General features: G+C 70.6%; 28 protein-coding genes. 10 read left to right on the top strand and 18 right to left on the bottom strand.

Annotated elements, in window-relative coordinates:
- Positions 1-43: 43 nt before the first annotated feature.
- The 11 genes from OG707_RS26385 to OG707_RS26335 form a co-directional block, all read right to left on the bottom strand.
- Complete coding sequence (locus OG707_RS26385) at positions 44-760, bottom strand: spherulation-specific family 4 protein (protein ID WP_329122472.1); 717 nt, start codon at positions 758-760, stop codon at positions 44-46.
- Positions 748-1,710, bottom strand: coding sequence for an NAD-dependent epimerase/dehydratase family protein (locus OG707_RS26380; protein WP_329122470.1), 963 nt, complete (start codon positions 1,708-1,710; stop codon positions 748-750). The genes OG707_RS26385 and OG707_RS26380 overlap by 13 nt, the downstream gene beginning before the upstream one ends.
- Before the next feature lie 139 nt (positions 1,711-1,849).
- Positions 1,850-2,878 (bottom strand): hypothetical protein, encoded by a 1,029-nt coding sequence (locus OG707_RS26375; RefSeq protein ID WP_329122469.1) that lies wholly within the window; start codon positions 2,876-2,878, stop codon positions 1,850-1,852.
- Positions 2,875-4,533: a DUF3492 domain-containing protein gene (locus OG707_RS26370; protein WP_329127980.1), complete on the bottom strand. Its 1,659-nt coding sequence runs from the start codon at positions 4,531-4,533 to the stop codon at positions 2,875-2,877. Before OG707_RS26370 ends, OG707_RS26375 begins: the two co-directional genes overlap by 4 nt.
- 192 nt (positions 4,534-4,725) lie before the next feature.
- Positions 4,726-6,429, bottom strand: coding sequence for an ABC transporter ATP-binding protein (locus tag OG707_RS26365; protein WP_329122467.1), 1,704 nt, complete (start codon positions 6,427-6,429; stop codon positions 4,726-4,728).
- On the bottom strand, positions 6,426-7,415 hold the full coding sequence (locus OG707_RS26360; RefSeq protein WP_329122465.1) for an ABC transporter permease: 990 nt from the start codon (positions 7,413-7,415) through the stop codon (positions 6,426-6,428). The genes OG707_RS26365 and OG707_RS26360 overlap by 4 nt, the downstream gene beginning before the upstream one ends.
- Positions 7,412-8,401, bottom strand: a complete 990-nt coding sequence (locus tag OG707_RS26355; RefSeq protein ID WP_329122463.1) for an ABC transporter permease — start codon at positions 8,399-8,401, stop codon at positions 7,412-7,414. The genes OG707_RS26360 and OG707_RS26355 overlap by 4 nt, the downstream gene beginning before the upstream one ends.
- A gap of 2 nt (positions 8,402-8,403) precedes the next feature.
- Positions 8,404-10,110 (bottom strand): ABC transporter substrate-binding protein, encoded by a 1,707-nt coding sequence (locus tag OG707_RS26350; protein WP_329122461.1) that lies wholly within the window; start codon positions 10,108-10,110, stop codon positions 8,404-8,406.
- Positions 10,111-10,273: 163 nt separating this feature from the next.
- Positions 10,274-10,369, bottom strand: a complete 96-nt coding sequence (locus tag OG707_RS26345) for an Ms4533A family Cys-rich leader peptide (RefSeq protein ID WP_329122459.1) — start codon at positions 10,367-10,369, stop codon at positions 10,274-10,276.
- Positions 10,370-10,447: 78 nt separating this feature from the next.
- On the bottom strand, positions 10,448-11,614 hold the full coding sequence (locus tag OG707_RS26340; protein WP_329122457.1) for a DUF3152 domain-containing protein: 1,167 nt from the start codon (positions 11,612-11,614) through the stop codon (positions 10,448-10,450).
- An 8-nt stretch (positions 11,615-11,622) separates the two neighbouring features.
- Positions 11,623-12,579 carry an alpha/beta hydrolase gene (locus OG707_RS26335; RefSeq protein ID WP_329122455.1) on the bottom strand — a complete coding sequence of 319 codons (957 nt, stop codon included), beginning with the start codon at positions 12,577-12,579 and terminating at the stop codon, positions 11,623-11,625.
- Between the two features lie 122 nt (positions 12,580-12,701).
- Between OG707_RS26335 and OG707_RS26330 the strand changes: the two genes are divergently transcribed.
- The 4 genes from OG707_RS26330 (at position 12,702) to OG707_RS26315 (ending at position 14,442) form a co-directional block, all read left to right on the top strand.
- Positions 12,702-12,878 carry a hypothetical protein gene (locus tag OG707_RS26330; protein WP_329122453.1) on the top strand — a complete coding sequence of 59 codons (177 nt, stop codon included), beginning with the start codon at positions 12,702-12,704 and terminating at the stop codon, positions 12,876-12,878.
- Positions 12,879-13,025: 147 nt separating this feature from the next.
- Positions 13,026-13,667 carry a TetR/AcrR family transcriptional regulator gene (locus OG707_RS26325; protein ID WP_329122451.1) on the top strand — a complete coding sequence of 214 codons (642 nt, stop codon included), beginning with the start codon at positions 13,026-13,028 and terminating at the stop codon, positions 13,665-13,667.
- A gap of 133 nt (positions 13,668-13,800) precedes the next feature.
- On the top strand, positions 13,801-14,028 hold the full coding sequence (locus tag OG707_RS26320) for a DUF3107 domain-containing protein (RefSeq protein ID WP_329122449.1): 228 nt from the start codon (positions 13,801-13,803) through the stop codon (positions 14,026-14,028).
- Positions 14,029-14,169: 141 nt separating this feature from the next.
- Positions 14,170-14,442, top strand: coding sequence for a hypothetical protein (locus tag OG707_RS26315; RefSeq protein WP_329127979.1), 273 nt, complete (start codon positions 14,170-14,172; stop codon positions 14,440-14,442).
- Here OG707_RS26315 and OG707_RS26310 read toward each other — a convergent pair.
- Positions 14,439-15,185 carry a ferritin-like fold-containing protein gene (locus tag OG707_RS26310; protein ID WP_329122447.1) on the bottom strand — a complete coding sequence of 249 codons (747 nt, stop codon included), beginning with the start codon at positions 15,183-15,185 and terminating at the stop codon, positions 14,439-14,441. The two genes, OG707_RS26315 and OG707_RS26310, sit on opposite strands and share 4 nt — an antisense overlap.
- A 423-nt stretch (positions 15,186-15,608) precedes the next feature.
- Here OG707_RS26310 and OG707_RS26305 point away from each other — a divergent pair, with 423 nt between their 5' ends.
- Together OG707_RS26305 and OG707_RS26300 are read left to right on the top strand one after the other, a co-directional pair.
- On the top strand, positions 15,609-17,321 hold the full coding sequence (locus OG707_RS26305) for a DEAD/DEAH box helicase (RefSeq protein WP_329122445.1): 1,713 nt from the start codon (positions 15,609-15,611) through the stop codon (positions 17,319-17,321).
- Positions 17,322-17,397: 76 nt separating this feature from the next.
- Complete coding sequence (locus tag OG707_RS26300) at positions 17,398-18,249, top strand: alpha/beta fold hydrolase (RefSeq protein WP_329122444.1); 852 nt, start codon at positions 17,398-17,400, stop codon at positions 18,247-18,249.
- Here OG707_RS26300 and OG707_RS26295 read toward each other — a convergent pair.
- Positions 18,246-19,142: an NYN domain-containing protein gene (locus tag OG707_RS26295; RefSeq protein ID WP_329122442.1), complete on the bottom strand. Its 897-nt coding sequence runs from the start codon at positions 19,140-19,142 to the stop codon at positions 18,246-18,248. The genes OG707_RS26300 and OG707_RS26295 overlap by 4 nt on opposite strands.
- Positions 19,143-19,403: 261 nt before the next feature.
- Here OG707_RS26295 and OG707_RS26290 point away from each other — a divergent pair, with 261 nt between their 5' ends.
- The gene (locus OG707_RS26290; protein WP_329122440.1) at positions 19,404-19,556 is read left to right on the top strand and encodes a hypothetical protein; all 153 of its coding nucleotides are present in this window, start codon (positions 19,404-19,406) and stop codon (positions 19,554-19,556) included.
- Between the two features lie 83 nt (positions 19,557-19,639).
- On the opposite strand, the gene OG707_RS26285 is transcribed toward OG707_RS26290, so the two are convergent.
- Genes OG707_RS26285 through OG707_RS26275 form a run of 3 tightly spaced genes read right to left on the bottom strand, consistent with a single transcriptional unit; the run spans position 19,640 to position 21,851 of the window.
- Entirely contained in the window at positions 19,640-20,245 is a 606-nt protein-coding gene (locus tag OG707_RS26285) for a MarC family protein (RefSeq protein ID WP_329127978.1), read from the bottom strand.
- 54 nt (positions 20,246-20,299) lie between these two features.
- Entirely contained in the window at positions 20,300-21,157 is an 858-nt protein-coding gene (locus tag OG707_RS26280; RefSeq protein ID WP_329122438.1) for a PHP domain-containing protein, read from the bottom strand.
- A 58-nt stretch (positions 21,158-21,215) separates the two neighbouring features.
- Positions 21,216-21,851, bottom strand: a complete 636-nt coding sequence (locus OG707_RS26275; protein WP_329122436.1) for a DUF6758 family protein — start codon at positions 21,849-21,851, stop codon at positions 21,216-21,218.
- A gap of 162 nt (positions 21,852-22,013) precedes the next feature.
- Here OG707_RS26275 and OG707_RS26270 point away from each other — a divergent pair, with 162 nt between their 5' ends.
- Positions 22,014-23,231, top strand: coding sequence for an MFS transporter (locus tag OG707_RS26270; RefSeq protein WP_329122433.1), 1,218 nt, complete (start codon positions 22,014-22,016; stop codon positions 23,229-23,231).
- 6 nt (positions 23,232-23,237) lie between these two features.
- Here OG707_RS26270 and OG707_RS26265 read toward each other — a convergent pair whose 3' ends face one another.
- Positions 23,238-23,822 carry a suppressor of fused domain protein gene (locus tag OG707_RS26265; protein ID WP_329122432.1) on the bottom strand — a complete coding sequence of 195 codons (585 nt, stop codon included), beginning with the start codon at positions 23,820-23,822 and terminating at the stop codon, positions 23,238-23,240.
- Between the two features lie 411 nt (positions 23,823-24,233).
- On the opposite strand from OG707_RS26265, the gene OG707_RS26260 reads away from it, so the two are divergent.
- Together OG707_RS26260 and OG707_RS26255 are read left to right on the top strand one after the other, a co-directional pair.
- On the top strand, positions 24,234-25,349 hold the full coding sequence (locus OG707_RS26260) for a magnesium and cobalt transport protein CorA (RefSeq protein ID WP_329122430.1): 1,116 nt from the start codon (positions 24,234-24,236) through the stop codon (positions 25,347-25,349).
- Between the two features lie 34 nt (positions 25,350-25,383).
- Complete coding sequence (locus OG707_RS26255) at positions 25,384-25,890, top strand: hypothetical protein (RefSeq protein ID WP_329122429.1); 507 nt, start codon at positions 25,384-25,386, stop codon at positions 25,888-25,890.
- Here OG707_RS26255 and OG707_RS26250 read toward each other — a convergent pair whose 3' ends face one another.
- Positions 25,891-26,652, bottom strand: a complete 762-nt coding sequence (locus tag OG707_RS26250; protein ID WP_329122424.1) for a hypothetical protein — start codon at positions 26,650-26,652, stop codon at positions 25,891-25,893.
- Positions 26,653-26,713 lie beyond the last annotated feature (61 nt).

Genomic DNA, 26,713 nt, shown 5'->3' with positions numbered 1-26,713 from the left:
TCTACGTACGGTTGTTCTCTCCGTAACACTGCCACGCCCCTTCTCATTCCGAGACACCCGGTCCGATCCGCGAGACGATTTCGTCCCAGTAACCGGGCAGTGTCTCGAATGGGCTGGATTCGGCGGATGTTTCGGTCCGGTCCGTGAAGAAGATCGTCCCCGCGCCCTGCCAGCGCGCGATGCGGACGGCCTCCTCCAGGTGGGTGCGCGGCAGACCGTGCACGAAGTGGCAGAAGCGGGATGCGTCGTACTCCGCCGTCCACTCCGCCACCTGCGACCAGCGGTAGTCCGTCCACGGTCCGGTGAAGGTGACCAGTTGGTCGGCGGCCTCCGCGTAGCCGGGGTGGGGGTGGGTGCCGTGGCCCAGGACCGTGTGGCCCTGGAGGGCGGCGGTCAGGCGGCGGGTCTCGGGGAGGTCGGCGCGCTCGGTGGGGGCGCGGTCGAGGTAGAAGCCGTCGACGCGGTACCACTCGCGGAAACGCTCGGCGTCGGTCATCAGCTCGCCGTACGCGCGGGCCCCGTACGTCATGTCGAGGTGGCCGATGACCTTGATGCCCGCGTTGCGCAGCTTGCCCGCCGCGTCCAGGCAGTGCGGGTCGGGGCGGGTGCCGGGGCCGTGCGAGACGTTGAGCACCGCCCAGTGCAACGGCGTTCCGGGGCGCGTGAGTTCGGCCCATTCGACGGGGGCGACGAGGGGATGCGCGTAACCCGGCACACCGAAACCGAGGCGGGTGATGGGGTGCGTGGTCAGATGCGGCATGCCGCCTCCATCCAGATGTCGGCCAGGGACTCTTCGAGGTTGATACGGGGGCGCCAGCCGAGGCGGTCGCGGGCGGTGCGGACGTCCGCCTGCTGCCAGCTTCCGCAGCCGTCGGGGTACGGGGCCGGGGAGCCGATGTGCTCCATCGGGTTCTGTTCCGTACGGGGGGAGATCAGGCCCGAGTGACGGGCGGGCTGGGCGTCCAGCTCGTGCAGCGCGCCCCCGTAGCCGGCGACGCGGGCCAGGACGGCGGCGGCGTCGCGGAGCTTGACGGCGCGGCCCGTACCGATGTTGACGACGCCCTGAGCTGCGGAGAGCGAGGCTGCGTGGACGGCGCGCGCCACGTCGCGTACGTCGACGAAGTCGCGCTGCACACCGAGGCCGGAGAGCTTCAGCTCGCCGTCGCCCGACTGCATCGCGCGGCGCATGGCCTCGGCGAGACGGCCCAGCGGGGAGCCGGCCGGGGTGCCGGGGCCGACGGGTGAGAAGACGCGCAGGACGATCGCGTCCAGGCCCGAGCCGAGGACGAGTTCGGAGGCGGCGAGCTTGGAGACGCCGTACGGGCCGCCGGGGCGGGGGACGGCGTCCTCCGCGGTCGACGATCCCGGCTGGGAGGGCCCGTACTCGGCCGCGCAGCCGAGCTGTACGAGGCGGGCGGAGGACGTGGACCGGCGCATGGCCTCGCAGACCGTGGCGACGGCGACGGTGTTGTGGCGGGTGAGATCGCGGGCGCCGCCGCGGGTCGCACCGGCGCAGTTGATGACGACGCCGGGGTGGACGGCGTCCAGGAAGCGGGTGAGCGCGCCCGGGGACCCGTTGGCGAGGTCGAAACGGACGTCGGCGTCGTCGCCGCGGCCCAGTGCCGTGAGGTGCACGGCGGGGTCGGCGAGCAGCCGGTCGGCGACGAAACGGCCGAGGTAACCATTGGCTCCGAGCAGCAGGACCCTCATCGCGCGGCCACCTTTCGGGACCGACGGGCCGGGGCGGCGGCTGGGGGTGCGGGGCTCATGTGGCGTTCTCCTTCAGGATGTTGCTCGGTCGTACGGGAAGAGGGCCGTCCGCGGCGTCGGCTCCGCGGAGGGCGTGGCATCAGGTGTGCGTGTGCGCCGAGGCGCGGGTGAGTGCGGTCGCCGCGTGCGCGAGGAGCGCGAGGGCGGCGGCCGTGACGGCGACGACGGGGAGGGCGGCGGCCCCGGTCCCGATGAACTCGCAGCCGGGGAGCCTGCTGGTCAACACGGCTGCGGCGGCCAGGACTTGGGCCGCGCAGACGGCTGCGAGGGCGGCGGCGGGACCGTCGGGGAAACCGTGGACGGTCAGCAGCCTGGCCAGGTGAAGGGCGGCGCCGAGGGCCAGGTTGACGGGGGTGAGGCTCTGGGTGAGGAGCAGCAGCCCGGTGAGTACGGCGAGGTGGAGTGCGGTGGTGAGGAGGAGCAACGGGCGGGCGTGGGCGGCGAATTCGTCCGTACCGCGGCTGGTGGCGAGCTTGCGGCGGGCCCGGGTGGAGAAGAGGCGGGCGCACCAGGCGCCGGGGGCGACCGCGAGGGCGAGGGCCAGGAGCGGCCCGGAGGTCATCGGCCAGGGGCCGTCGGGGCCTCCGGAGATGAGCTGGTCGAGGAGCGTGGGCCCGTAGACGGTGTACGCGAGGAGCCACAGGACGTAGAGGCGGGTGGCGGGGACGATGCGGCCGGAGGCGCGGAGGGGGCCGCGGCGGAGGGTGAACCCCATGGCGAGGGAGACGGCGACGACCCCGGCGGCGATGACGCCGAGCCGCGCCTGCCCGTCGGTGAAGTGAACTCCGGCTGCGGCGGCGGCTGTTGCGGCGCCGGGGAGGAGCCCGTAGAGGGGCGCGTGCGGCTCCGGCTGCGGGGTGACGGGGTCGGGGGCTGCGGCGTCGCCGGTGTGGGGGACGCGGGCGTAGAGCTCCTCGGCGAGCGAGAAGACGTCCCGGTGCCGGAAGCGGGCGGCGGTCCGGTCGGTGACGCCATGGGCCTCCAGCCCGGCGGCGATCTCCAACGGGTCGACGGCACGCTCACAGAGCTCACGGTGCCGGTGCATGAGGGCTTTGACGGGGTCGGCGGGCCCGCGGGTCTGCTTGCGGGCGGGGGTGGGGGTGCTCATACGTCGGCCCCCTCTGCCGCAGCCGGGGTGTTGTGCCCACCCGTTCCGCCCTGCGGAACGACTGCCCACAACGGCGGCGCGTGCGTGCCTGCTGGGAGCGGGGCCGAGACGAACAACTCCGCCGGGTTCGCGAAGAGTTGTGCCCCGGCTCCATCCCGCCGCACAGGACACCGCGAGATCACGTCGAGGTAAATGCCGTTAAATGCCACGAGGTTCTGTTCGACCGTGAACAGCTCGAGCGCCCGCGCCCGCGCCGCCGCCCCCAGCCGCCCTCTCCGCTCCGGATCCCGCAGCAGCGACACGCACGCGTCGGCCAGCGCACGCGGATTGCGCGGCGGCACCACCAAGCCCGTGCCGCCGATGACTTCGACCACCGCCCCGACGTCCGTCGAGACCGTCGCCCGGCCGCAGAACATCGCTTCCACCAGGCTGATCGGGAAGCCCTCCACCACGCTCGACAGAACAACCACCGCGCCGGAGGCGTACGCGGCGGCCAGGTCCGGTGTCTCCGGGCCGCCGATCTCCTCGAACGTGACGGGGTTGGAGCCCACCGCGTGCTGGTCCGCGGCCTCGTCGGGGAAGAGTTGTGCCGCGAGGGCGCGACAGTGGGAGAGGTATGCCGCGCCCTCGGGTCCTTGGGCGGGGGCTCCGACGATGCGCAGCCGGGCCTCCGGTTCTTCTTTCCGTACCTCCGCGAACGCGTGCAGCAGCGCGATGAGGTCCTTGGACGGGTCGATGCGCCCGACCCAGACCAGCGTGTCGGGCTCCCCCGGCTCCTCCGCGTCGCCCACGGCCGCGAAGCGCCCGGCCTCCATGCCGGGGTAGACCGTGCGCAGCTTCGCGCGGTCGGCGCCGCACTTCTCCTGCCAGCGGCGGGCGTGGGTGTTGCCGGGGGTGACGACGGCGGCCTGTTCGTACACCTCGGCGGCCAGACGGCGGTGGAAGGAGGTGATCAACGCCCGGACGGGGGCGGGGACTTGGCCCGCCGCGAGGTCGAGGTACTGGGCGCGGAGCTGCACGCCGTACTCGGTGACCAGGAGCGGTACGCCGAAGAAGCGTTTGGCCAGCAGGCCGGGGAGCGCGGCGGACCCACCCGACGTGGCGTGGCAGAGATCGACCGCGCCGAGCCCGTTCTCGTCGTACCAGTCGCTCAGCGAGAGGGGGCGCAGGGCGCGCTCCAGCAGGCCGGCGAAGCCGAGGAGGTCGGGGATCCTGGCGGCCTGGACGGTGCGGCTCGCGCCGGGGGCGCGGCAGGCGGACTCCAGGATGCGTATGGCGGCCTCGGAGCGGAGCGCGGCGCACAACCCGCCGAATTCGAGGGCGAGTTCGGCCAGTCCGTACAGCCCCTGCGCGAAGTCCTCGCCGTCGCCGCAGATCGCCGCGGCGAGGTCCGTGAAGTGGGCGGCGAAGCGGCGGCGTTCGCGGCGGCCGTACGTGAGTCCGTCGTCGTCCGGCGCCCAGAGCGGCGCGGTCCGCACCAACTGCACCTGGGGCGGCAGCGCGATCCAGCCGCGCTCCTCCTGTTCGGCGCTGCGGCTCAGTGCGTAGACGTCGAACTCGTGCTGCCCGAGCCCGCGCACCAGCCGGTCGCACCAGAGCCTGGACTCACCCGTCGCATACGGATAACCGCCTTCCGTAAGCAGTCCGATCCGCAACCGAAACACCCCCGATCTCCCTTGACCGCGGCCGCCGTTGGTGGCGGTGACTCGCAGCGGGACGACCGTAAGCGGACAGTGAGGTGGCGCGACGGACGGTTGTCCATCACGCCACCAGAAGGGGTGAACCGTCGTAACTTTCCCGCCCCGTTGACGTTCTGTCGCGCTAGGGTGCGGTTTCGTTACGCTGCGTCAGGCTGCGGCCAGCTCCCTTCGCGCCGCGCGGCGCACGGCCGCGAGCACGGGATCGAGGGCGGGGACGGCGGCCAGGAGCTGGCGGGTGTAGGGGTCCTGAGGATTCCCGTACACCTCGTCGACGGGTCCCTGCTCCACGATCCGGCCCTGGCGCATGACGGCGACCCGGTCGCTCACCTGTCGTACGACGGCGAGGTCGTGCGCGATGAAGACGAGCCCGAGCCCGAGCTCCTGCTGCAACTCCGCGAGCAGGGCGGTGACTTGGGCCTGGGTGGTGACGTCGAGCGCGGAGACGGCCTCGTCGCAGACGATCAGCGCGGGGTCGGCGGCGAGGGCGCGCGCGATGCCGACGCGCTGGCGCTGACCGCCGCTGAACTCGTGCGGATAGCGGTCGTACGCCTCGGGGTCGAGCCCCACGCGCTTGAGCAGGTCGCGCACGCGGGCGCGGATCGCGGCGTCGTCGAGCTCGCCGCGCGCGCGGAGCGGGTCGGCGACGGATTCACCGATGGAACGGCGGGGGTTGAGGGAGGAGACCGGGTCCTGGAAGACCATCTGGACGCGGTCGGTCCGGGTGAGGGTGCCGGCGGTGGGCTCCTGGAGTCCGACGAGGATGCGGCCGAGGGTGGTCTTGCCGCTGCCGCTCTCGCCGACGATGCCAAGGGTTTCGCCAGGGTGGAGGGTGATGTCGACTCCGTCGACGGCGGCGAAGGCGTGCTTGCCGCGGCCGAACACCTGCCGCAAACCGGTGGCCCGCAGGAGATCCCCGGACACCTCAAGCCCGTCCGGCGATTGAGGACGAGCGGCCGAAGGTCGCTCACGGGGGCCTGGGGGCGTGCCCCCTCGCGCGGCGGAGCCGCTGATGTCACTGCCGGGAAGGGGCGGGATCGGGGAAGCCTTCGCCTGAACCCGCACCCTGTCCACCCGCGGAACCGCCGCAAGCAGCGCCTGCGTATAGGCATCCTGGGGCGAGCCCAGCACCTCACGCACCGACCCCCGCTCCACCGCCCGACCCGCCCGCATCACCAGCACATCATCGACCGACTCCGCCGCCACCCCCACGTCATGCGTGACCAGCAGCAGCCCCATCCCCGTCTCCGTCCGCAACTCGTGCAGCAGATCCAGGATCTGGGCCTGCACCGTCACGTCCAGCGCCGTCGTCGGCTCGTCCGCGATCAGCAGCCGCGGCTCGCACGCCAGCGCCATCGCGATCAGCGCCCGCTGCCGCATCCCGCCGCTGAACTCGTGCGGGCGCGACCGCGAGCGACGTACCGCGTCAGGAATCCCGACCCGGTCGAGCACCTCCACCGCCCGCGCCCGCGCGGCCCGCCGCGACGCCTTCGCGTGGACGCGGTAGACCTCGGCGATCTGGTCGCCGATCGCGTAGTACGGGTCGAGCGAGGACAGCGGGTCCTGGAAGACCATGGCCGCGGCCCCGCCCCGCAGCGCCCTCAACTCCCCCTCGGACGCGGCCTGTACGTCGACCCCGGCCACCCGCACCGACCCGCTGACGACGGCCCCGCTCCCCCGGTGCAACCCGAGCAGCGCGTACGCCGAAGCGCTCTTGCCCGAGCCGGACTCGCCGACCACGGCCAGCGCGCCACCCGCCTCCAGCGTGAAGGAGAGCCCGTCCACGGCCTGCACATCACCGAAGCCGATCCTGAGGTCCTCGACCTCGACCAGCGGAAGCGGAGTCTCACTCATGACAGGACCACCCGTCGGTCGGCCAGCGCGTGAGCCACGTCCGCGACGGCATTGGCAAGCACCACAAAGAATCCGGTGACGAGCACCAGCCCCACCACGACCGGCAGGTCGACGTTCCTGACGGCCTCGACCATCTGGCGCCCGATCCCCGGAATCCCGAACAGCGACTCGGTCAGGACCGCCCCGCCGAACATCGTCCCGACGTCCAGCGCGGCCAGCGCGATCAACGGGGCGAGCGCCCCGCGCAGCGCGTGCCGCCAGACCAGGGCGCGCTCACTGACCCCGTACGCCCTGAAGGTCCGTACGTGGTCCTCGGCCAGCGTCTCCAGCATCGCGGCACGCGTCATCCGCGCGTACGGAGCCGCCGAGATCGCCGCCAGCGAGACCCACGGCAGCAGCAGGTTCCAGCCCCACTCGGCGGGGTCCTCGGTGAAGGGGACGTACTGGGGGAACGGCAGCCACTGCAGCGTCGAGCAGAACACGATGATCAGCAGCAGCCCGATCACGAAGACCGGTGTGGACATGCCTGCCAGGGTGAGCCCGGTCAGCAGCCGCTCGGTGAGCCGGCCGCGCCGCCACACCGACAGCAGTCCGGTGCCGACCCCGAGCAGCATCCACAGTACGAATCCGCCCACCACCAGCGAGGCGGTGGCCGGGAGCTTGGCGAGGATCAACTGCGTGACCTGCTGGTCTCCTTGGTAGGAGATGCCCAGGCACGGGGCGTCGCAGTGGATGACCGACGTGCCGCCCGAGTAGTCGCGGCCGACGAAGATGCCCTGGACGAAGTGCGCGTACTGCACGTACAGCGGGTCGCCGAGGTGCAGTTGCTCGCGCACCTGGGCCACCTGGGCGGCCGAGCAGCGTGGTCCGCAGGCGATCTGGGCGACGTCGCCGGGGGCCACGTAGAAGACCGCGTAGACGATGACGCTCAGCGCGAAGAGCACGAAGAGCGCTCCGGCGACCCTGCGCAGCAGGAACCGGCTCATGCCCCGGCCTCCTTCTTCTTGCCGGTGCCGATCCGCAGCCGGGAGGCGATCCGCGGGTCGAGCGCGGTGCGTACGCCCTCGCCCAGCACGGTCAGCGCCAGCACGGTGATGAACAGCAGCACGGCGGGGATGAGCAGATAGGTGGGCGCCGCCTGATACCAGGTGTCGGCGTCGCTGAGCATCTGTCCCCACGAGGGGGTCGGCGGTTTGATGCCCACCCCGAGGAAGGACAGGGCCGCCTCGACGACGATGTTGGTGGGGAAGAGCAGCACGGCGTACGTGATGACGGGTGCGGCCAGCGCGGGCAGCAGTTCCCTGCGGGCGATCTGCCATCCGCTCCAGCCGCTCAGCCGGGCCGCCGCCACATAGTCGCGGGACTTCAGCGAGAGCGTCTGCGCGCGCACGATCTTCGAGGTGCCGGACCAGCCGACCAGCCCGATGACCAGCGCGATCAGCACGGGACGCGGGAAACTCCCGGGCACCACGGTCAGCGCGGCCAGCGCCGTGACCATGATCGGCAGGGCCACCATCACATCGGTGATCCGGCTGAGTGCCTGGTCGACGAAACGGTTGCCGAGACCGGCGGTGAGCCCGATCCCGACCCCGACGATCACCTGGATCAGGGTCGCGCCGAGCGCGACGCCGAGCGAGACCCTGGCCCCGTACACGACGCGTGCGAACACATCGCGCCCGGTGAGCGGTTCGACCCCGAGCCAGTGCTCGGCGCTGATCCCGCCGAAGGAGCCGAGCGGCACGCCGCCGGTCGCCGAGTCGACGAGTTTCGGGTGGTACGAGGTCGGGTCCTGGCCCTCCAGCGCCGTGAGCAGCGGCGCGGCGAGCGCGGCGAGGACCAGCAGCGCGACGACGACCGCCGCGACGAGGGCGGCGCGCTGCGTGCGCAGCCGCCGCCAGAACGGAGACGCCCCGGAGGCGGGGGCGGCCGTGACGACCGCCCCCGCCTCCTGGACCGACAAGGCTTCGGACATGGTTACTTGACCGCGACCTGCGAGACGTCCAGCACACCGGTCCAGTCGCTGATCACGACGTTCTTGACGGCCGAGCCGTAGAGCCGCTTGTAGACCGGGTGGAAGAGCGGCACGGTCAGCGCCTGCTCGCCGAGCTTCTTGTCGAGCGCGCCCCAGCGCGTGGCGGCGGCGTTCAGGTCGGTCAGCTTGTTGATCGCGTCGACCTCCTTGTTGACGGAGGCGTCGTCGAGCTGCGAGGCGTTGAAGTTGTAGCCGTTCTTGACGATCTGGCGGCCGTCGAAGATCGGGGCGAGGAAGGGACCGCCGGAGGGCCAGTCGGCACCCCAGCCGCCGAGGAACATGCCCGGCTCGCTCTTCACGCTGTAGATGGTGTCGCTGTAGGCGTTGGACTCCAGGCCCTGCAGCTTGACGGTGATGCCGGCCTTCTTGAGGGCCTCCTGGATCGCGGTGGCGATCTCGGGGCTGGTCTCGAAGTTCTTCTCGTTGTTGTGCGCGAGGGTGATGGTCAGGCCCTTGGCGTAACCGGCCTCCTTCAGCAGCTCCTTGGCCTTGGCCGCGTTGCCCGATTCACCGGCGGGGAAGGCGTCGTAGGCGCTGTAGCCGAAGGATGCCTGGCCGGGCAGGAAGGTGGTGGCGGGCTCGGCGAGCGAGGAGCCGCCGGCCGCGTTGACGACCGAGCTGCGGTCGACTGCGTACGAGATCGCCTGGCGCACCTTCGGGTTGTCGAAGGGCTTCACCTTGGTGTTGAAGGCGATGTAGTTGGTGTAGCCGAAGTGGCCCGTGCCCACGCGGGCGGCGAGCTTCTTGTCCCCGGAGACCTTCGCCAGCTCGGCCGGGCCGAGGTTGGTGTCGGTGGTCACGGCGGCCGAGTCGGTGCCCGCCGAGGCGGAGAGCCGCTGGTTGATGACGGCCGAGTCCAGGCCCGAACGCACGTCGATGGTGTCGGGGTAGGCCTTGCGCTCGTCGTCGTTCGACCAGTACTTGTTGCGCTCCAGCGTGATGCGCTCGCCGTTGTTCTCGTTCTTGACGACCTTGTACGGGCCCGAGGAGACCGGGTGGTTCGCGTACTTGACGCCGGTGTCCTTGGCCTGGGGCACCGGGGTCGTCTGCGTCTGGGTGGCGAGGTAGGGGAACTCGCCCTCGGGCTTGTTCAGGTGGAAGACGATGGTCTTCGCGTCCGGGGTCTCGATCGAGGCGAGGCCCTTTTTGTCCTTGTACGGGCCCTCGTAGTCGGCTCCGCCGATCAGCCAGTCCCTCAAGTACGGTGCACCGCCGGAGAGTTCACCGGCGAAGGAGCGCTCGATGCCGTACTTGATGTCGGCGCTCGTGATCGCGGTGCCGTCCTCGTACTTCAGCCCGTCCTTCAGCGTGTACGTCCACACCGTGGCGTCCTTGTTGGGCCGGCCGGTGTCGGTGGCCAGGTCCGGCACCACCTTGGAGCCGGCCGCGCCGTCCTCGCGGTTGCGGGTGGTCAGCGTACGGAAGACCAGCGAGGGGATGTTGCCGCCGCCGGAGGTGTAGAGCCTCGCGGGGTCGAAGTTGTCCGTGGGGTTCGCATTCAGGACGGTCAGCGCGCCGCCCTTGTGCGGGGTGGCGTCGGCCGAGGAGCTCGTGGAGGAGCCGTCCTTGGGGCCGCAGGCGGCGGCGCCCAGGGCGAGGATCACCGCACCCGCGGCTATGGACACGCTGCGTGGGGACAGATGGCGCATGGGAATTCAGACCTCTCGATGTACCGCGGAGACAAGGAGGAAGAGTCCACACAGGGCAGCGGTACCGGGGTCCGGAAAGCAGAATTACCGCGCCTGCGGGCAGAGTTGTGCCCGGGGGCGCGGCAGAGAAACGCAAAAGAGCCGACGCACGCCAGGGCGGGCGTCAGCGACAGAGAATGTCGGCGACGCTGTGCCCGGTCACGCCGATGAGCGCCAGCTCTATGGCGGCGCTCACGGAGGACTCGAGGCAGTGCGACATGAGGAGAAATATGGGGGACGGCACCCCGGATGTCAAAAAGACATAAACCACATCCGGGCGCCCGCCCGACAGCTCACCTCAACTGGCCGGATATACCCAGGGGTTGGGCCTGCACTTGATTCCGTTGATGTCCAGCGACTTGGTCTGCTGCTGCATCACGGGCGCCAGCGCACCCGGAGTGGTGCAGGTCACATGCGAGTGCCCGAGCCGGTGACCGACTTCATGATTGATGAGCATTTGCCGGTACATGAACATTTTGTCGGCGCCGTACGTCTCGGAACCCTGCGCCCAGCGATACGCATTGATCATGACGCGCTCGGTGGACGCGGAATCGCACGACACATTCTCCTCGGACGTGTCGAGGCCGGATTTCAGACACCATTTCGCAGTGGTTCCCGGACTGGCCAGAGTGATCACGAAATCAGGCGTGCCCGTGGATATCCGCTCAAATGTCTTGGCCCCGTTGTGCGCCCAACTCCGGTTGTCGTTCAGGGTCTTCTGGACGGCATCGGCGAATAGCGCGCCGTCGAGCCCGAGCCCCTTCTCGACATCGATCCGGTAGCGGTACTTTCGCCCGCTCCCCGGCGCCTTCGCCGACCCCGGCACCGTCGCGAACTCCCCGGACGCCGTCAGCTTCGCGTCCAGCGGGTACTGCTTGGCCATCTTCTGGTCGTACGTGAGGACGGGAGCGACCAGCGTCGACGGCGTCGAACGGTGCTCCCCGCGCGAGGCCGCGGAACTGTCGCCCCGGCCCGTCCCCGAGGACTGGGCGTCGGTGTGCGACGAGCCGCCGCCCGAGGCGACCTGCCCGGCGACGACCACGGCGAGCACGGTGGTCACCGCGGCGGCGGCGATCCCGGTGAAGGCCCGCCCCTTGCCGCTCTTGGCGGTCTCCGGCTCCGCGGGCGGAACGATCGGTTCGAACTCGCGCTCCGGCGCGGTCCACGCGGCCCCGGCGGTCTCCTCGAAGGCCTGCACGAACTCCTGCCGCGGCCCCGGCACACGAGGCGGCCGCGACTGCTGCCCGCCCGGACCGCCCTGCCAGTCGCCGTACCGCTGCGGCATCGGCGCGGCGCCCCACTCACGGTGCTCGGGATGCCCCCCGCGCACCTGACCGTGGGTCTCCTCGGCGGTCCTCCTGCGACGGCCGGTCCCCGGTTCGGCCTGCACCGCCGGTCTGTCGCCGACGGGTATGGGCCCGGTGTCGGCGGTGCCGGTGGTGCCTCGGCGGCTATGACGTCCCACGCCCGGGATCAGCTCCTACTGCAGTCGTTCAGCAATTCCCGGAAGGCCGTCGCGACCGTCTCGGGGTACTCCATCATCGCCACGTGCCCGGCGTCGGGCAGTGACAGCAGGCGCGACCCCCGGAACGTCTTCGCGGCCCTGCTCGCCATACGGTACGAGACGAGCTGGTCCCTGCCGCCGTACACGAGCAGCGTCGGCGCCAGCACCCGCTCCGCCTGCCGCCACAGTCCGTGCTGGCCGCCCAGCGTGTACGCATCCACGATCCCCCGCGCGGAACGCGTCATCGCGTCCCAGAAATACGGGAGTTGAAGCCTGCGCTCCATCTCGTCGACCGCGTTGCGCAGTCCCTCGTCGGAGACCCGCGCCGGGTCCCCGTAACAGAGTGCCATCACTCCGCGGGTGCGCTGCTCCGCCGTCCAGTCCTTCGTCATCTTCGCGAACATCCCGGCGACGCCGGGCACCGCGACCAGCGCGGTCGGCCACGCGGTGCGCTGGGCGCGCAGCTCGGGCAGGGCCGGCGAGATCAGGGTCAGGGTCCGTACGAGATCGGGCCGCACGGCGGCGACCCGCGTCGAGACCGCCCCGCCGAGCGAGTTCCCCACCAGGTGCACGGGGCCGCGCCCGCTCGCGTCGAGGTGGCGGATGACGGCGCGCGCGTGCCCGGTGACCGAGTAGTCGCCGGTGTCCGGCGGCGGGGAGTCCCCGAATCCGGGCAGGTCCAGCGCCTCGCCGTCGACGAGATCGTCGACCAGCGGCATCAGCGCCGACCAGTTCTGCGAGGACCCGCCGAGCCCGTGCACGAACAGTGCGGGCTCCAGGCCGGTCCGCGTCCCGGCCCTGGAGCGGACGTTCAGCGTCAGTCCGGGGAGCGACACGGTCCGCAGCGTCTCCCCCTCGGCGATGCGGACGGCGCTCACCTTGGGTGCCACGGACGTGGCGATTCCCGGCAGCTCGGTCGAAGACATAAGGCGATGTTACGAGACGATCACGCAGTGGTTCGTGTGTTCGCAGTCACAGGCTGCCTGGCGGCGCGGGACCGGCGCTCCTAGGCTCGATGGGGAGAGTGCTCCCGAGGGAAGGCGAGTCCATGCCCACCGAGCCCTACGAAGAGGCGGACCCTGCGGACACCGCCGAACAGCAGGCCGATCTCACTCCGCAGGACGACGACCCCCTGACCTCCATCGATCCGGCCGTCGTCAACGAGGCGGACGCGACCGAACAGACGCGCGTGGTCCCGCTCGACGAGGACGATTACCGCAGCTGACGTGTGGCTGAACAGCGGTGGGACCTTCACAGGCTGTCCGGTCCGTGAAATTCTGCGTCCGCACCGCGCACAGCACGGTTACTCAAAAGTACGATGGCGGCGCGACGTCAGAGCTTTGCTTGGTACAGCTATTCATTGGGAGGCGGCGTGACAGCCATCGAGCAGACAGAGGCAGCGCGCCCGCGGGGCACGCGCCTGCCGCGCCGAGCCCGACGCAACCAGCTCCTCGGGGCCGCCCAGGAGGTTTTTGTCGCGCAGGGGTACCACGCGGCCGCGATGGACGACATCGCCGAACGGGCCGGCGTCAGCAAGCCCGTGCTCTACCAGCACTTCCCGGGGAAGCTGGACCTCTATCTGGCCCTGCTCGACCAGCACTGCGAGTCGCTCCTCCAGGCGGTCCGCACGGCGCTGGCCTCGACCACGGACAACAAGCTGCGCGTGGCCGCGACGATGGACGCGTACTTCGCGTACGTACAGGACGAGGGCGGCGCCTTCCGCCTCGTCTTCGAGTCCGACCTGACGAACGAGCCCGCCGTGCGCGAGCGCGTGGACCGGGTGTCGCTGCAGTGCGCCGAGGCGATCTCGGACGTCATCGCGGGCGACACGGGCCTCTCCAAGGAGGAGTCGATGCTCCTCGCGGTGGGTCTCGGCGGCGTCTCGCAGGTGGTCGCCCGCTACTGGCTCTCCAGCGAGTCCACCATCCCGCGCGACAACGCCGTACAGCTGCTCACCTCGCTGGCCTGGCGCGGCATCGCGGGATTCCCGCTGCACGGGGCCGAGGGGCACTGACCTTCCTCCCGGAAGGGCTTGTTCGCTGCGGGCGTGTTCGACCAGCGCCGTGGCCGTCCCCTCACCGGGCTAATGTGGTGATCCGTACAGCGCGGCTGGCCGCGCACCGCAGGACCGTCGGAGGGACAAAGCCGTGGAGGTCAAGATCGGCGTGCAGCACGCGCCCCGGGAGATCGTTCTGGAGAGCGGGCAGTCGGCCGAGGAGGTCGAGCGCGCGGTAGCGGAGGCGCTGGCCGGCAAGGCACAGCTGCTCAGCCTCTCGGACGACAAGGGCCGCAAGGTCCTGATTCCGGCCGACCGGATCGCGTACGTGGAGCTCGGCGAGCCCGCCCAGCGACGGGTCGGATTCGGCGCCCTGTAACGCCACTCAGCACAACGGAACGGCCCGGCGGTGATCACCGCCGGGCCGTTGTCGTGCGTACGGGGAGGGTTGCATTCCGCGAGCGGCGGGTAGTACCGCCTCGACCGATTTGCCAGGCTTCGCGGGAGGGACCACATGAGCATGTTCTGGGAAGCCCTCGGCTCCGTTCTCCTGGGATTCGCCCTGTCCTGGGCCGCCGCGCACCGACTGTCGGACCGGCTCCCCTCACGGCGTACGGTCCTGGTGACCGGCCCGGTCGGCGCCCTGTTCGGCGCCTTCCTGACCCACTCGACGATCGGCCCCAGCAGCGCCGCGGGAGTGGTGGCGACCCTGCTCGGAGCGGTGGTCGTGGCCGTGGTCCTGCTGTCCCTGCTGCTACGCCCGACGGGCCGCCTCCGCCGATCAGCTGCCTAGGCAGCCAGCCCCAGCGCAGCCATGCGCTTGGTGTGGGCTTCCGTGATGCGCGAGAACATCCGGCCCACCTCAGCCAGATCGAAGCCGTCCGCCACCCCGCCGACCAGCATCGTCGACAGTGCGTCGCGGTCCGCGACCACGCGCTGGGCCTGGCTCAGGGCCTCGCCCATCAGGCGTCGGGCCCAGAGCGCGAGCCGGCCGCCGACGCGGGGGTCGGCCTCGATCGCGGCGCGGACCTTCTCCACCGCGAAGTTGCCGTGGCCCGTGTCGTCGAGGACCGCGAGCACCAGCTGGCGGGTGTCGGTGTCCAGGCGGGCCGCGACCTCGCGGTAGAAGTCACTGGCGATCGAGTCGCCGACGTACGCCTTGACCAGGCCCTCCAGCCAGTCCGACGGAGCGGTCTGGCGGTGGAAGTCGTCCAGGGCCTGGGCGAAGGGGTCCATCGAGGCGGTCGGGTCGGCGTCGATCGCGGTGAGCCGGTCGGCCAGTCGCTCGAAGTGGTGGAACTCGGCCGAGGCCATCTTCGCCAGCGCCGCCTTGTCACCGAGCGTCGGCGCGAGCTTGGCGTCCTCGGCGAGCCGCTCGAAGGCCGCCAGCTCCCCGTACGCGAGCGCACCGAGCAGGTCCACGACGGCGGCGCGGTACTTGGGATCGGCTCCAGCCGTCTCCCAGTCCTGGGCTGCGATGCCGGTCGGGGCAGGGGCTTCGTCGGTGGCGGTTTTGGCGTTGTCAGGCGTCTCCATGGAGCGCACAATAGCCCGGTTGCGGCATTGCGTAAGGGGTCGGTCGGCCACTGTGACCACGGCCTCTACTTCAATTCACCCAACACACATGCGCGATTCCGGGGTACAGTGGTAATGCGCCTGTCGAATGTTCTGAACGTTTGGCAGGTCATCCGAATGAGGATGCCCGGTCGGTGGCCCGATCGGCTCCACCCGACCGCCCTCACTTTTTCCGATGTGAGGGGCCCCCTCAGCGGCACGAGCGCTTGAGCGAAGGCAGTGGTCCCGCGCTGATCGGCACGGTACGACCCCCATCGTTCGCCTTGGGCCGCGTCTCACAGAAGAGGCAGCACCCTGACTACGTTCCGAGACCTCGGGATTCTCCCCGAGACCGCCGAAGCCCTTGAGGCCGTCGGCATTGTGTCCCCCTTTCCCATCCAGGAGATGACGCTCCCCGTCGCGCTCTCCGGATCCGACGTCATCGGCCAGGCCAAGACCGGCACCGGCAAGACGCTCGGTTTCGGTCTGCCGCTGCTCGAGCGCGTCACCGTCCCCGCCGACGTCGAGGCCGGCCGTGCCGCGCCGGAGAAGCTGACCGACGCCCCGCAGGCGCTCGTCGTCGTCCCCACCCGTGAGCTGTGCCAGCAGGTCACCAACGACCTGCAGACCGCCGGCAAGGTCCGTAACGTCCGCGTTCTCGCGATCTACGGCGGCCGGGCGTACGAGCCGCAGGTCGAGGCCCTGAAGAAGGGCGTCGACATCATCGTCGGCACCCCGGGCCGACTGCTCGACCTGGCGGGCCAGAAGAAGCTCAACCTCGGTCACATCCGCGCGCTCGTCCTCGACGAGGCCGACGAGATGCTGGACCTGGGCTTCCTGCCCGACGTCGAGCGCATCATGAACATGCTGCCGCCGCGCCGCCAGACGATGCTCTTCTCGGCAACCATGCCGGGTGCGGTCATCGGCCTCGCGCGCCGCTACATGTCGCAGCCGACGCACATCCGGGCGACCTCGCCCGACGGCGAGGGCCAGACCGTCGCCAACATCACGCAGCACATCTTCCGCGCCCACTCGATGGACAAGCCGGAACTGGTCTCGCGCATCCTGCAGGCCGACGGCCGCGGGCTCGCGATGATCTTCTGCCGTACGAAGCGGACCGCCGCGGACATCGCCGAGCAGCTGGCCACCCGTGGCTTCTCCTCGGGCGCCGTCCACGGCGACCTCGGCCAGGGTGCGCGCGAGCAGGCCCTGCGCGCCTTCCGCAACGGCAAGATCGACGTGCTGGTCTGCACCGACGTCGCCGCGCGCGGTATCGACGTCGACGACGTGACGCACGTCATCAACTACCAGTCCCCCGAGGACGAGAAGACGTACCTGCACCGCATCGGCCGCACCGGCCGCGCGGGCAAGTCGGGTACGGCGATCACGCTCGTCGACTGGGACGACATCCCGCGCTGGAAGCTGATCAACAAGGCGCTGGACCTGCCGTTCGACGAGCCGGAGGAGACGTACTCCACCTCCGAGCACCTCTACGAACTGCTGGGCATTCCGGCCGGTACGAAGGGTGTTCTGCCGCGGGCGGAGCGCACGCGTGCGGGTCTGGGTGCTGAGGAGCTCGAGGACCTGGGCGAGACGGGTGGCCGTGGACGCAAGTCCGCGCCCGCCGCGGCCGCTCCGGTACGTGAGCGGGAGGAGCGCGCGCCGCGTACGCCGCGGCAGCGTCGGCGCACGCGCAATGGCGCCCCGCTGGGCAGCGAGACGGCCGAGACCGCTGTCGCCGCGCCTGCGCCCGCACCCGTCGCCGAAGAGGCCGCTGCGGAGGAGCCGCGCACGCCGCGGCGCCGTCGCCGTACGCGCGTCGCTGTCGCGGACGCGGTCGCCGAGGCGGCTGTCGTGACGCCGGCGCCGGTCGTCGAGGCCGAGCCGGAGGTCAAGCCGAAGCGTCGTACGCGGGTCGCGAAGCCCGAGGTCGCCGACGAGCCGGACTTCCAGATGGCCCCCCTGGTCGAGCCCGAGCCGAAGCCGAAGCGCAAGCGCGCGGCGGCCAAGCCGAAGGTGACGGCGGAGGCGACCCCCGAGGCGGCCGAGGCCGACGCGGAGGCCAAGCCGCGTAGGCGCCGGACGCGAGCCCCGAAGGCCACGCAGCCCGAGAGCTGACCTGCACGAAGCGGCCCGGATCCCCGAGGGGACCCGGGCCGCTTCGCGTTTCCCCCACCCCGGTTAGCCTCGTCGTATGAGTCGGCCGCCCACCTTCGCCCCGCCCGCCCGCACCCGTGCCTACCCCCTCCTGACCTCGCGGGGACCGTTCGCCGTCCTGGACACCAGCCCCGCCCGGCACACCCGTGGCACCGCCCTCCTCCTCCCCGGGTACACCGGCAGCAAGGAGGACTTCATCGCGATGCTGGAGCCTCTGGCCGGTGCCGGGTTCCGTACCGTTGCCGTCGACGGTCGCGGGCAGTACGAGTCCGAGGGGACCGACGCCCAAGAGGCTTACGCGCAGGCCGAGTTGGCCAGGGACGTCATCGCCCAGGCCTGCGCCCTCGATACCCCCGTGCACCTCGTCGGTCACTCCCTCGGCGGCCAGATCGCCCGGGCCGCCGTGCTCCTCGACCCCTCCCCCTTCGCCTCGCTCACCCTCATGTCCTCCGGTCCGGCCCAGGTCACCGCCGAACAGCAGCAGAAGATCAAGCTGCTCAGCGACGCGCTCGCGGTGATGGGCATGGAGCAGGTCTGGGAGGCGATGCGTGCCATGGACCCGCCCGCCGAGAGGGAGTCCGACGACACCGACATGCGGCGGCGCTGGATGCTCCACCGTCCGGCCCAACTCATCGCCACCGGCCGCCAGTTGGCCACCGAACCGGACCGCACCGACGAGCTCGCCGCCGTGCCCCTCCCGCTCCACGTCGTCTCGGGCGAGCGCGACGACACCTGGCCCGTGCCGCTCCTCGACGCGATGGCGGAGCGCCTCGGTGCCCGGCGCACCGTGATCCGGGGCGCCGAGCACTCCCCCAACACCGACCGGCCCGCCGAGACCTCGGCCGCGCTCGCCGCCTTCTGGGAGGGCATCCAGTACGAGGGCGTCTAGTACTGCGACTGCAGGTGGTTCCAGAAGCCGTCGCGCAGCGCCCGCCGCAGGTCCCCGTGCCCGCGGAGCGACCGCTGGAGCAGCCGCTCCGCATCGACCAGGAGCTCCTGGTCCACCGGGCCCGGCAGATACGGGCGGTTGGGCAGCAGCTCGGCCAGCGCCTCGCGCCCCCGCTCCGAGAGCCACGTCGCGGCGATCTGGGCGCCGACGAAGCGGATGTCCTCGCGGGTGGGCAGCGGCGTGGACTCCTGCTCGTACGTGGTGACCGGCCGCCGCGTCACGTACGGCTTGCAGAAGTCCAGGTCGAAGGTGCGCTGGCTGTCGACCTCCCAGAGCAGCGGTTCGGCCTGGTTGCGCATGCCCTCCGCGGCCTCGATCCCCCAGAGGTGGACCCGCGCCCCGTACCCCTGCGCCGCCTCGACGGCGGAGACGAGGTCCTCGTCGCCGCCGACCAGGGCCGCGTCGGAGATGGCGCGGTGGCGGGCGAGGGACTCCAGATCGGTGCGGATCAGGGAGTCGACGCCCTTCTGCTGGTTGTTGGCGTTGAGGTTGCCCAGGCGCACCTTCACGTCGGGGAGCTCGGCGATGGACTGCTGCTCGGGGGTGTGGATGCGACGCCGGGCGCCGTCGTACCAGTACACCCGCAGCAGCCTGCTGTCCGCGAAGATGATCCGCGCCTTGTCGATGAAGGCCTCGATCAGGCCCTCCGCGTCGAGGTCGAAGGATCTGCGGTCCTCGGTCCCGGTGACCAGCAGGCCGCCCGCGGCATACACATATCCGGCGTCCACGAAGATCGCGTGCGTGGACGGGGTCTTGGCGACCTCGGCGAGCATGCGCGTGAGGAGGTCGTTGGTGCGCTGCAGGTGAGCGCCGATGTCTGCGTCGTCATTCATACGCCGCCCATTGTCCTAGGCGTCACGCAGCGGGCACAACCTGTCGCACTACCGGCCAGTAATTAGGCTCGCGAAAATTTTCCTTAGCGTAGGGAATGTTTGAGGAAGGCAAGCCGTTGGACCCATATGGAACGTGAGGCACCCTAGCCACGCAATCCACTCTTAACGGACGGGCAACCGCCCAGACGCACCACGGGAGCAGAGTAAATACCCGTACGACACACAGTTCTCCAGCAGGAGGATCGGACGAAGGGAGAAGCCATGCGCTTCGAAATCATGCGCCTCAACGACGTCGATGGCACCGCCATGGACAGCACCGTTGTGGACGCCGCCTCCGTCAACCGGATCGTGCAGCAGGCCGCGGCAATCGGCCAGCGCATCTACATCCGCCCGGCCGACAGCCCGGCTTCGTAACGCCTTAAGTACGTCGCTGATGACGAAGCGCCCCCGTGCACATGCACGGGGGCGCCTTGCGTTTCAGGACAGGTCAGGGCAGGTCAGCTGTTCTGGATGACCTGGGTGACGCCGTTGATGATCTGCTGCACGGCGATCGCGGAGAGCATCATGCCCGCGAGCCGCGTCACCAGCACGACCCCGCCGTCCTTGATCACACGGATGATCAGCAGCGAGTAGCGCATCGTCAGCCAGAGCACGATGTGCATGGCGAGGATCGCCACCCAGACCGAGACCTGCTGCGCCGCGGTGTCCGCGTGCTGCACGGCCAGGATGACCGAGACGATCGCACCCGGACCCGCGAGCAGCGGCATGCCGAGCGGTACGAGCGCGACGTTGACGTCCTTGGTCTGCGTCGGCTCGTCCGTCTTGCCGGTGAGCAGGTCGAGCGCGATCAGGAGCAGCAGCAGACCGCCCGCGATCATCAGCGCGGGGACGGAGACATGCAGATAGTCCAGGATCTGCTGGCCGAGCAGGCCGAAGACGGCGATCACGCCGAAGGCGACCATCACCGCCTGCAGCGCCATCTTGCGCTGGACCTTGGCGGGACGGCCCGCGGTGAGGGCGAGGAAGATCGGGGTGATCCCAGGGGGGTCCATGATCACAAAAAGCGTGACAAAGAGGGATCCGAAAACGGCAGCGTCGAACACAGTGAGGCCTTGCACGTGAGGAGTGAGAAGTGGGGGTTACGAGGAGAAGCGCGGTCAGCGTCCGCCGGCGCCCGGCACCGGGAACGCGCCCGTCGCACGCCGGGTGATCTCGCCGTACACCTCGGGGTCGGTGGTGTACTCCCCGAGCTCCACGGACTTGCGGCTGCCGTGGTAGTCGCTGGACCCGGTGGTCAGCAGCCCGAGGTCACCCGCGAGGGAGCGCAGCCGGGTGCGGGTCGGTGCGTCGTGGTCCATGTGGTCGACCTCGATGCCGTCGAGGCCGTGCGCCGCGAGATCGCCGATCGTGGACTCCGGTACGACCTTGCCGCGCTTGACGGCCTGCGGGTGCGCGAAGACCGCGACGCCACCCGCCTGCTTGACCAGGCGGATCGCTTTGAAGGGGTCCAGCTCGTGCTTCGCCGCGTACGCACGTCCGCCGTCGGCCAGCCACTCGGTGGTGAAGGCGTCGGACACGGTGTCCACAACTCCCAGCTCCACCAGGGCAGTTGCGATGTGCGGGCGGCCGAGCGAGGCGTCGCCCGCGATGCGCGCGACCTGCTCCCAGGTGATGGGCACGCCCAGCTCCTGGAGCTTGCGGACCATCGACTGCGCGCGCGGCACCCGGTCGTCGCGGACCAGTTCGCGCTCGCGGAGGAACTCCGGCTCGTCGGGGTCGAAGAGGTACGCGAGGAGGTGCATGCCGATGCCGTCGACACGGCAGGAGATCTCGGCGCCGGTGACGAGCGTCAGTCCCGCGGGGAGGGCGGCGATCGATTCGGCGTGGCCGCGGGTGGTGTCGTGGTCGGTGAGCGCCACGACGTCGAGTCCGGCGGCGGCCGCGTTACGGACGAGCTCGGCCGGGGTGTCCGTACCGTCCGAGGCCCGGGAGTGGGTGTGCAGGTCGATGCGCACGACGCGTGACTCCGGGGGCAAAGGGGGCGAGAGGGACGGTCAAGGGTAACCCGGGTGGCTACGCGAGCAGCCGCGGCGAGAGCGCCCCGACCGGCACCAGGTCCACCTCTCCGCCCGCGTCGCGCAGATCGGTGAGCACCAGCTCCTCGTACATCAGCAGCCCCGACTGCTCCGGCCAGACGATCGCCCAGAGCCAGAGCCCGCGCGCCTCGCCCGCGAAGACCGCGCGGTCGGCGGGGGCGTTGACGTGCCAGAGCGGGGTGGGGCGGCCGGCGGCGAGGACCTTGGTGTGCGGGGGTTCGTCGACCTTCATGTGCGGGCCGGGGTCCGGGCCCTCGACCCCCGCGTACCGCGCGCCGAGTCCGACGCCCAGCTCCTCGGCGACCAGGATCAGTTCGCCGATGCCGCCGAGCGGTCCGGGTCCCGAGCAGGCGACGGCGGTCGCGCGGCCGCCGCTGCGGTCGTCGCCCGCGCACGCCACTCCGGTGAACATCCATCCGACGGGCAGGGGCCAGGGCATCCACACCGGGACCTGCGCCCGGTGCACCACCACGCCGAGGGCCTCGACGCTGGGCGGGATCACGGGCTGCAGCGGATGCACGACACCGTGCACGTCGCACTGCCAGGAGTCGGCAAAGAGACCGGGCGCCCTGACCCGGCCACCACACTTCGGGCAACTGGGTTCGCCCCTCATAGAGCTCAACGGTCCTCCCCGCCCGTCGCCGCGTCAAGGACGATCACCCGTCCGGGCTTCGAAGCCTCTGACCGGCCCAAACTAGATGTAGCTTGCATCTATTAGTTCCGCTCACTTATTGTGTGTATAACACAACCACTCAGGGAGAGAATCGAGGCAGTCATGAGCGAAGCCGAACCAGGAAGCCTCCTGCGGCAGCCGAAGGCCGTCTGGGCCACCGCGGGCGCATCCGTCGTCGCCTTCATGGGCATCGGCCTGGTGGACCCGATCCTGCCGTCCATCGCCAAGGGCCTGGACGCGACCCCCAGCCAGGTCTCGCTCCTGTTCACCTCGTACTTCCTGATCACCGCGGTCGCGATGCTGGTCACCGGCTACGTCTCCAGCCGTATCGGCGGCAAGAAGACCCTGCTCGTCGGGCTCGCGCTGGTCGTCGTCTTCGCCGCGCTCTCCGGCACCTCGGGCTCGGTCGGCGAACTCGTCGGCTTCCGGGCCGGCTGGGGGCTCGGCAACGCGCTCTTCGTCTCGACCGCGCTCGCCGTCATCGTCGGCGCCGCGGCCGGCGGCAGCGCGGCGGCCATCCTGCTGTACGAGTCCGCGCTCGGCCTCGGCATGGCCTGCGGCCCGCTGCTCGGCGCGGCCCTCGGCAACGCCAGCTGGCGCTACCCCTTCTTCGGGACCGCGGCCCTGATGGCCATCGGTTTCCTCTGCATCTCGGCGTTCCTCAAGGAACAGCCCAGGCCCGCGAAGAAGACCGGGCTCTTCGACCCGATCCGCGCCCTCGGCCACGGCGGGCTCGCCTCGGTCGCCGCCTCCGCGTTCTTCTACAACTACGCGTTCTTCACCGTGCTGGCCTTCACCCCGTTCGTGCTGAACATGACGCCCTACAAGTCCGGCGCGGTGTTCTTCTGCTGGGGCCTGCTGCTCGCCGTCTTCTCGGTCCTCGTCGCACCCCGCCTGCAGAAGCGCTTCGGCACGCTGAAGGTGCTCGGCGGCTCACTGGTGCTGCTCGCCGCGGACCTGGTGGTGCTCGGCTACGGCAGCCACACGACCGCCATCGTCGCCACGATCGTCTCGGGCGCCTTCATCGGCCTCAACAACACCGTCTACACGGAGCTGGCGCTGGGCGTCTCGGACGCGCCCCGTCCGGTGGCGAGCGCGGGCTACAACTTCGTCCGCTGGTTCGCGGCCGCCGCGGCCCCGTTCCTGGCGCCGCACATCGAGGAGTGGACCGACATCCACATCCCGTTCGTGGTGGCTGCCGCCGCCGCGGTGGTCGGGGCCGGTGTGGTGTGGGCGCGGCGCTCGGCCCTCGTACACGAGGAAGAGGAGTTCGCCGAGACGCACGCCGCCGAGGACGGGGTCTCCGTTTTCGCCAACTAGCTTGATTCAGTCGAGAGTTACGGACCTGCGCAGCGGATCGCGCAGGTCCGTTCCGTGTGCCAGCCAGCGCTCCTGGAGCTCCTGGCCGCCGTGCACCCGCTTCCACGCCGCCTCGTTGGGCGTCATCGGCAGGAGCGGCAGGAAGTGGACGGGGTCCATCGGGTCGTCGAGGTCGAGGTCCTCGACCAGACCGCCCGGCTCCGCCACGAGTACGGAACTGAACGGAGCCCCCGGCCAGAGCGGGTCGCCGACTTCGAGCGAGGCACCCGGGGCCACGATCACGCCCTCGACCTGCGGGGACGCGGCCAGTACGGCGAGCGGCCTGAGCACCTTGTCGGTGTCTGCGAGACCGGCCCGCACCGAGAGGACCAGTTCGGCGCGCGGGCCCTTCACCGGGTCGGCGAGCGCGGCGGTCGGATCCGCCATCGGCTGGGCGGACATACCGAGGGTGGCGTAGCGCACCACATCGCCGTCGACGAACCGGAGGACCTCGATGCGGTCGGTGCCGAGGAAGGTCACCGCGGCACGGGCGTCCGGTTCGCCCAGCGCCGAGCGCAGCCGGGCTTCGACCAGAGCAAGAACTTCGTCCATGGTCGCGAGCATAAAGCGCGTATGGAACGGGCAAAGAGCGGGGTTGGCCCTGTAGTCGGCTGATACTCTTGGCCGCTGGTCAGGGCAGCATCGTTCGTCCCCTACGGGGGACCGGCCGGAGGAGGTGGGACTGCGATGGATCGAGATCCGAGTCGACCGGGCAGTACATGCCGCTCTTCCGCACTTCATCTGCTTTCTCTCTGACCCGAGATCAGGGCCCCGGCCCTCCCGGTTTTGAGACTGGGCACTTCGCACGCCGGAAGAGCACTTCATCTTGCTTTGTCTGTGTCTGTAGCGAACGCCGCCATCCGCGATGATGCGGTACCGCCCGCTTTGCGGACGTCACGCAGAAACGTCCCCATTCCGGGCAGTGCCACCGTCGCCGACGGCCCCTCCGTGAAGGAGCCTGCCATGTCGATGATCCGTGACCTGCGCGCAGCGGTCCGTCCGTCCGTGCGCAAGAGCAACGCCCCGTACAGCAACTACGACTCCACCCGCGACCCCTCCGCCAGCAGCGCGGTCGTCGACTGTGCTGTTTACCGAGAGGGAGTGCGCGTCGACGGCGACGCCTGCCTCACACCGCGTGCGGCGCAGCACCGGGTGCGGGACGTCGGAGGCTTCACCTGGATCGGGCTGCACGAGCCGACCGAGGCCGAATTCTCCGGTATCGCCGCCGAGTTCGGGCTCCACCCGCTGGCCGTCGAGGACGCGGTCCACGCACACCAGCGGCCCAAGCTGGAGCGGTACGACGACACGCTCTTCACCGTCTTCAAGACCATCCACTACGTCGAGCACGCCGAGCTCACCGCGACCAGCGAGGTCGTCGAGACCGGCGAGGTGATGTGCTTCACCGGCCGGGACTTCGTCATCACGGTCCGGCACGGCGGCCAGGGCTCGCTGCGGGCGCTGCGCCACCGCATGCAGTCGGAGCCCGAGCTGCTCGCGAAGGGCCCCTCGGCGGTGCTGCACGCGATCGCCGACCAGGTCGTGGACGGCTATCTGGCGGTGGCGTCGGCCGTGCAGGACGACATCGACGAGGTCGAGATCGATGTCTTCTCCGAGCCGGCGAAGGGCACTTCGCGCGGTACGGACGCGGGCCGTATCTACCAGCTCAAGCGCGAGGTCCTCGAATTCAAGCGGGCCGTCTCACCGCTGCTGCGGCCGCTGCAGCTGCTCAGCGAGCGGCCGATGCGGCTGATCGACCCCGACATCCAGAAGTACTTCCGTGACGTGGCGGACCACCTGGCGCGGGTGCAGGAGCAGGTGATCGGCTTCGACGAGCTGCTCAACTCGATCCTGCAGGCCAACCTGGCGCAGGCGACGGTCGCGCAGAACGAGGACATGCGGAAGATCACGGCGTGGGCGGCGATCATCGCCGTCCCCACGATGATCACCGGCGTGTACGGGATGAACTTCGAGCACATGCCGGAGCTGCACTCGCAGTACGGGTACCCGGTGGCGATGGCGGGGATCGTCGGCATCTGTCTGGCGATCCACCGCACGCTGAAGCGGAACGGCTGGCTCTGAAGAGGCCCGAAGCAGCGGCCCGTACCCTGACCCCATGACCGAGTCGCTGCTCACGCGGGCCCTCGCCGAAGAGGCCACCAAGAAGTCCGGGCTGATCTGGGTGCAGGGCACCGGGGCGGCCCGCGCGCTCTGGCACGTATGGCTCGACGGGGCCGCCCTCCTCCTCGGGGACGGTCCCGGCGAACAGCCCCTGGAGGGGCTCGTGGACGGCGGGAGCGCCGAGGTCACCGTGCGCAGCAAGGACAAGGGCGGGCGGCTCGTCGTCTGGACCGCCGCCGTCACCGAGGTCACGCCGGGCAGCGAGGCCTGGGACACCGCCGTCGCCGAGCTCAAGGGCAAGCGGCTCAACGCCCCCGACGGCGAGCGGATGGTGGAGCGCTGGGCGCGCGAGTGCCGGATCGTACGGCTGGAGCCGACCGCCGTACGGACCGAGATGCCCGAGGGGTCCCTGGCCACCGCGCCGGCCGCCACCTCCGCGACCACACGGCAGCCCGTCCCCGCCGCGCTTCCCTCGCTGCTCTTCAAGCGCCGTAAGCGCTGATCACGTCTTCGGGAGCTGGCGGCCGTAGTCGACCGTGTCGTCCTTGCCGGGCTCGGTCAGCGTGAAGTCCTTGTCCCAGTCGGCGAGTTGAAGGACCCCCGCGCCACCGGCCCGCTCGAACCGCAGCGGGTACGGGGTCCCCTTCAGCGAGACGTCCAGCGTGCCGCCCTCGCCCGAGTCGCCGCCGGTGATCCGCACGGTCCGGATCCCGCCGACCGTCGTCCGGTCGCCCTTGTTGAGCGTGCCGTGCAGTCCCAGCAGCCCGTCCAGGAGCGCGCTCATCTCGGTGAAGCCGCGGAACTGCTGGTACGCGGGGTCGCCCTGCGGCACCTTCACGTACTTCGAGTCGAGCTTGTCCGCGGCCGTCGCCCCGCTCTTGCCGTCCGCCTGGTCCCAGAAGCCCGCGTCGGCCTTCACATAGAGCGCGTCGCCGACCCGCAGCAGGGCGAAGGTGCTGTTCTTCGAGGTGACGGAGCCGGTGCCGCCGTCCGCCTTGAGCTTCATGTTCAGCTTGTACGAGCCGCCCTTGCTGACCAGCGTCCCCGACAGCCGTACCGCCTGCGCGCCGTCCACGGCCGTACGCGCCTTCGTCTCGATCTCCTGCGCGGAGAGCTTGCCGACGCCATTGGTCCCGGCGTCCGGGTCCTCGCTGCCGCAGGCGGTGAGCGATGCGGCCAGACCGGCGCACACCGCCCCGGCGAGCGCGGCTCGACGGGCTCGGGAGACGTGGGGGAATGCAGCCACTGGCGCACTGCCTCTCATGCGGGTGTCCTCAACAGCAGACCGCAGCGTACCCGTGCGGCCTACGTTCATCGCCAGAGAG

The sequence above is a fragment of the Streptomyces sp. NBC_01465 genome (genome assembly GCF_036227325.1).
Lineage (GTDB): Bacteria > Actinomycetota > Actinomycetes > Streptomycetales > Streptomycetaceae > Streptomyces.
Note: the sequence above shows the minus strand (reverse complement) of the source record. Positions and strands in the feature narration are given on the sequence as shown.

What these genes read in the sequence shown, in the direction of transcription:
- OG707_RS26355 (WP_329122463.1), bottom strand. Translation starts at nt 8,401, where the DNA reads ATGTCCGAAGCCTTGTCGGTCCAGGAGGCGGGGGCGGTCGTCACGGCC.
- OG707_RS26375 (WP_329122469.1), bottom strand. Translation starts at nt 2,878, where the DNA reads ATGAGCACCCCCACCCCCGCCCGCAAGCAGACCCGCGGGCCCGCCGAC.
- OG707_RS26250 (WP_329122424.1), bottom strand. Translation starts at nt 26,652, where the DNA reads ATGAGAGGCAGTGCGCCAGTGGCTGCATTCCCCCACGTCTCCCGAGCC.
- OG707_RS26305 (WP_329122445.1), top strand. Translation starts at nt 15,609, where the DNA reads ATGACGCTCCCCGTCGCGCTCTCCGGATCCGACGTCATCGGCCAGGCC.
- OG707_RS26330 (WP_329122453.1), top strand. Translation starts at nt 12,702, where the DNA reads ATGCCCACCGAGCCCTACGAAGAGGCGGACCCTGCGGACACCGCCGAA.
- OG707_RS26335 (WP_329122455.1), bottom strand. Translation starts at nt 12,579, where the DNA reads ATGTCTTCGACCGAGCTGCCGGGAATCGCCACGTCCGTGGCACCCAAG.
- OG707_RS26295 (WP_329122442.1), bottom strand. Translation starts at nt 19,142, where the DNA reads ATGAATGACGACGCAGACATCGGCGCTCACCTGCAGCGCACCAACGAC.
- OG707_RS26310 (WP_329122447.1), bottom strand. Translation starts at nt 15,185, where the DNA reads ATGGAGACGCCTGACAACGCCAAAACCGCCACCGACGAAGCCCCTGCC.
- OG707_RS26350 (WP_329122461.1), bottom strand. Translation starts at nt 10,110, where the DNA reads ATGCGCCATCTGTCCCCACGCAGCGTGTCCATAGCCGCGGGTGCGGTG.
- OG707_RS26260 (WP_329122430.1), top strand. Translation starts at nt 24,234, where the DNA reads ATGTCGATGATCCGTGACCTGCGCGCAGCGGTCCGTCCGTCCGTGCGC.
- OG707_RS26255 (WP_329122429.1), top strand. Translation starts at nt 25,384, where the DNA reads ATGACCGAGTCGCTGCTCACGCGGGCCCTCGCCGAAGAGGCCACCAAG.
- OG707_RS26275 (WP_329122436.1), bottom strand. Translation starts at nt 21,851, where the DNA reads ATGAGGGGCGAACCCAGTTGCCCGAAGTGTGGTGGCCGGGTCAGGGCG.
- OG707_RS26360 (WP_329122465.1), bottom strand. Translation starts at nt 7,415, where the DNA reads ATGAGCCGGTTCCTGCTGCGCAGGGTCGCCGGAGCGCTCTTCGTGCTC.
- OG707_RS26270 (WP_329122433.1), top strand. Translation starts at nt 22,014, where the DNA reads ATGAGCGAAGCCGAACCAGGAAGCCTCCTGCGGCAGCCGAAGGCCGTC.
- OG707_RS26385 (WP_329122472.1), bottom strand. Translation starts at nt 760, where the DNA reads ATGCCGCATCTGACCACGCACCCCATCACCCGCCTCGGTTTCGGTGTG.
- OG707_RS26265 (WP_329122432.1), bottom strand. Translation starts at nt 23,822, where the DNA reads ATGGACGAAGTTCTTGCTCTGGTCGAAGCCCGGCTGCGCTCGGCGCTG.
- OG707_RS26365 (WP_329122467.1), bottom strand. Translation starts at nt 6,429, where the DNA reads ATGAGTGAGACTCCGCTTCCGCTGGTCGAGGTCGAGGACCTCAGGATC.
- OG707_RS26345 (WP_329122459.1), bottom strand. Translation starts at nt 10,369, where the DNA reads ATGTCGCACTGCCTCGAGTCCTCCGTGAGCGCCGCCATAGAGCTGGCG.
- OG707_RS26290 (WP_329122440.1), top strand. Translation starts at nt 19,404, where the DNA reads ATGCGCTTCGAAATCATGCGCCTCAACGACGTCGATGGCACCGCCATG.
- OG707_RS26300 (WP_329122444.1), top strand. Translation starts at nt 17,398, where the DNA reads ATGAGTCGGCCGCCCACCTTCGCCCCGCCCGCCCGCACCCGTGCCTAC.
- OG707_RS26315 (WP_329127979.1), top strand. Translation starts at nt 14,170, where the DNA reads ATGTTCTGGGAAGCCCTCGGCTCCGTTCTCCTGGGATTCGCCCTGTCC.
- OG707_RS26380 (WP_329122470.1), bottom strand. Translation starts at nt 1,710, where the DNA reads ATGAGGGTCCTGCTGCTCGGAGCCAATGGTTACCTCGGCCGTTTCGTC.